Below are 3,289 nucleotides of genomic sequence, written 5' to 3' on the forward strand. Positions count from 1 at the left end.
CGCCGACAACCCCGGCCGCTTCCTCCGGGAGCAGTCCCCTGGCGATTTCGTCCCAGAACGCCGCTTCGATATGACGCTGAAATTTCGGATGCCCCGGAGACCTCAACTTCGGTCGAATCGCCCGATCGGCTGCCTGCCGACGACGCACCATCCCACACCTCGCTGATCACGAGGTGTTGCGACGATCAGTTGAATCCGCCCTGGCAGCCGTGATCACTGTGGTCGACCAGCTTTCCGGGCTCGACGGGCCGGCCGTGGAGGGCGTACTCCAAGGCGGTCGGCACGAGATCGGCATCCGCCCGCTGGGAGGTGTGCCGGCCCACGGTCCGGCGGGAGAAGGCGTCCCGGATGGCGGCCAGCCACCACGGCCCCTCGCCTGTGGAGACGAGGGTGATGCCGGCGACCCGCAGCCGGTTCGGGGCATCCGCGGTGAAGTCGCACTGGACCGGGTCCGCAACGGTCTCGGCGGCCGGATCCCGGCGGGTGAAGCCCCGGGGCCGGCGGGGGCTGACGCCCTGGAGCCCGGCCTGGCGCATCAGGCGCTCGACCCGCTAGCGGCCGGCCATCCTTCGGATTACGGGCTCGGGTCCGCTTCCCGGTACATCTGAACCGCACGCCGGCGCAACTCGGGCGGGTACTTCATCGGTGCAGCCATCACACAAGGCTCCGTCCTCACGGCCCATCAGGGCATGAACGGCAACCTTCCGATGTCGGGGGAACCTCAGTCCACACTGGCGGGCGGCGGATCAGCCGGGCTCGGCGGCGGGGCCTGGCGCGGGCTGTGGTCCGGGGGCCGGAGGTGACGTCGTGCAGGGCACTGCGGGCGGCCCCCGCCGCCCCCGCCCCCGCGCCCGTGAGGGAGGCGGCCGCCATCCGCGGGCGCGAAGCGTTTCTGGGGCCCGCTGACCGAGGCCTGAACGTCCCGCGCGACCCGGACCTCGCCGACCGGGCGAAGGCGCTGGAACAGCCGGGAGTGAACCAGCCCGTGCACGCCACGCCTTCGCCAGGACGCCAAGCCCAGCGGAGCGAGGTTCGGCGCGTTCAGCGGTCGTGGTGGCCGTACATGTCGAGGATCGCGCTCTTGCTCTCACCCCGGTAGACGACGTGCCAATGCTGATGCTTCGACTCCTGGTAGAGCCCGAGGTTCGTGGTGACCGAGCACGAGCCGTACTCCATCTCCACCATCGCCGCGACCTCGCGGACCACCGAAATCACTTCGGTGAGCAGGTCGGTGCCGGTGCTGCCGAGATCAGTGAGGGAGGGGACATGCTCCTTCGGGATCACCACGATGTGGACCGGGTAGGACGGATTGGTGTGATGGAAGGCGAGGACCCGCTCCGTCTCTGCCACCGGCTGGATCTCCACCCGACCGGTGAGGGCTTGATTGCAGTAGAAGTCGCTGACCGCCACGTCACTTGTCACAATGCATCACCTTCTGTGTCAGAGAGCGAGTGGCCGACAGAGTACAGGTGCGCCTCACCGGCTCTCAGGAGAGCCGATGGCTCGCATCCCCTCGGCTGGTTCCGCACCATCCACGACAAAGCCGACCACACCATGCTCGGCACCGGAATCCTGCCTTGCCACGGCACCGGCGTGGATACGGTGACGGCATGCGGATGGATCACGAGTACGACGCCTGCACGTTCGTGATCGTGGGTCTGTAGCTGTCGCGGCGCGGCCGGGTGGTCGGCATGACCGGCGTTGCTGCGGTCGCGGCACAGGGAGAGGGCTGGAGGCTCCGGTGGCGCGCAAGTGCCCGCGTGGCCGACGCGGACGGGACGGCCCGCCTGCGCGCCCACGCCCGCACGGCAGACCTCGTACCAGGCCGGATGTGGTCCTGGCCGACAAGGCGTACTCGTCACGCGCCATTCGCGACCACCTGAGCAAAGAGCGGTGCATCAGCCGTCTGAAGCCGTGGCGCGGCATCGCAACCCGCTATGAGAAGACCGCGACGACCTACCTGGCCGGGCTCTACCTCGCGGGCACCTTTCTCCGGTCCGCGAGATGAGCCCCTATGACGATGCCGTCTCTTCCAAACATGATTGCAGCCGTCCCTGCAGGGACGGGACGGACGGGGCGTCACAAGACATGACGATCACGAGCCTGCCGAGTTCGATGCCCTCGGGCCGCTGCGTGTAGGACCATCGCTGACCGGCCCGAAGCAGGGTGTCGAAGAGCAGCCGCTGTTCGGAGGGATCGCCCGGCAGTGCCTCATCCGCGGCCTCGACGACCAATACGCAGTGGTCCGCAGCCAGCCACGTGAGATCACGCAGGCAGTCGGAGAGGGCGTTCCAGTTCCACCCGAAGTAATCAGGCAACCTCAGTCAGTCGTAGAACTGCTGGAACACAGCGTCCGTGTCGCGCATCTCCCGGCCGTCGAGACGCGCTACGTACGTCCTGCCGGTCACGGGCAGCAGCAGATCGACAGGCAGAGCGCCTCGCTTCTCAACTACGTGGAGCCAGGGCACGGTGACCATCGTCCACCTCCCCCCGACGAGCCGGACAGTTGACCGCCCTCAGCCGGTCACGGCGGCGAGCTGCAAAGTCTAGATCCAAACGAAACGCCCCAGGTGAGAGATCGGGCGACGAGACGTGACCGACCTCGGGAGCCCGTCCCCTTTCCCGGCCTGGGCCGAAGGGTCCGGATCGTAGGCGCGAAGGCTGATCGGTCGGTCACATGTTCGGGGGCTGGGTGCGCGTCACAGATCACGCTCGGTGGGACCGGGGCTTCCCGGTGAAGTACCTCCTGGTCCAGGAGGACGAGGACGGTGTGGAACAGCTCTGGGGGAGGTGCGGGGGCGTCGAGGGGCTGTTCGTCGATCCGGTTCCGCCGCCGCGGGAGGTCCTCACCCTCCGCGGATGCAGCCCGGACGGCCTCCTGAGCGAGGTCCTGGCCGGGCCCGAGGTCTCGTTGCGGAGCCTGGGCGACGTGTGCGTCGAGGTCTGGGACGACGATCAGCCCGTGCAGTGGTGGACTCTCCTCGATGCGGTCGTGGTGGCCCATCAGCCACACCCGGCCGACCCGGCGCGGTACGACATCGTGATCGGCGCCGGAGTCAGGAACGAGGAGAGCCTCTTCGAACGGCCCGCGGCGCCACGCTTCGAGCCCTTCGCGGGAACGACAGCCACTGCTGCACCTGCAGGCCGGTGCACCGCCGTGGACGGCCTGTTCAAGCCGCGAGCGGACCCGGCCCCCGTCCCGATGGAGCTGATCGGCTGCGAAGCCACGGAGCCACTGCTCATAGGGACGCAACGACCACGCCGGTGGACACACGACCGGGCCGATCTC

Annotated in this window: 4 protein-coding genes and 2 pseudogenes; 2 read left to right on the top strand and 4 right to left on the bottom strand. The window is 68.6% G+C overall.

Translation table 11 applies throughout. The features are described from left to right. Nucleotides 1-185 precede the first annotated feature (185 nt). Both ACEPPI_RS40190 and ACEPPI_RS40195 read right to left on the bottom strand, forming a co-directional pair. A complete protein-coding gene (locus ACEPPI_RS40190) occupies nucleotides 186-536 on the bottom strand; it encodes a hypothetical protein (RefSeq protein ID WP_373920193.1) in 351 nt (116 codons plus the stop codon). Nucleotides 537-1,041: 505 nt separating this feature from the next. Then, nucleotides 1,042-1,422, bottom strand: a complete 381-nt coding sequence (locus tag ACEPPI_RS40195; RefSeq protein ID WP_373920194.1) for an HIT family protein — start codon at nucleotides 1,420-1,422, stop codon at nucleotides 1,042-1,044. A 385-nt stretch (nucleotides 1,423-1,807) separates the two neighbouring features. Here ACEPPI_RS40195 and ACEPPI_RS40200 point away from each other — a divergent pair. Continuing rightward, nucleotides 1,808-1,993, top strand: a pseudogene (locus ACEPPI_RS40200) (hypothetical protein); the annotation flags it as partial. A 19-nt stretch (nucleotides 1,994-2,012) separates the two neighbouring features. Here ACEPPI_RS40200 and ACEPPI_RS40205 read toward each other — a convergent pair. After that, nucleotides 2,013-2,318: a barstar family protein gene (locus ACEPPI_RS40205; protein WP_373920195.1), complete on the bottom strand. Its 306-nt coding sequence runs from the start codon at nucleotides 2,316-2,318 to the stop codon at nucleotides 2,013-2,015. A 6-nt stretch (nucleotides 2,319-2,324) separates the two neighbouring features. Next, entirely contained in the window at nucleotides 2,325-2,477 is a 153-nt protein-coding gene (locus ACEPPI_RS40210) for a hypothetical protein (RefSeq protein ID WP_373920196.1), read from the bottom strand. 257 nt (nucleotides 2,478-2,734) lie between these two features. Between ACEPPI_RS40210 and ACEPPI_RS40215 the strand changes: the two are divergent. Further along, nucleotides 2,735-3,289, top strand: a pseudogene (locus ACEPPI_RS40215) (hypothetical protein); the annotation flags it as partial.

The organism is Streptomyces sp. AB3(2024) (assembly GCF_041862025.1).
Taxonomy (GTDB): Bacteria; Actinomycetota; Actinomycetes; order Streptomycetales; family Streptomycetaceae; genus Streptomyces.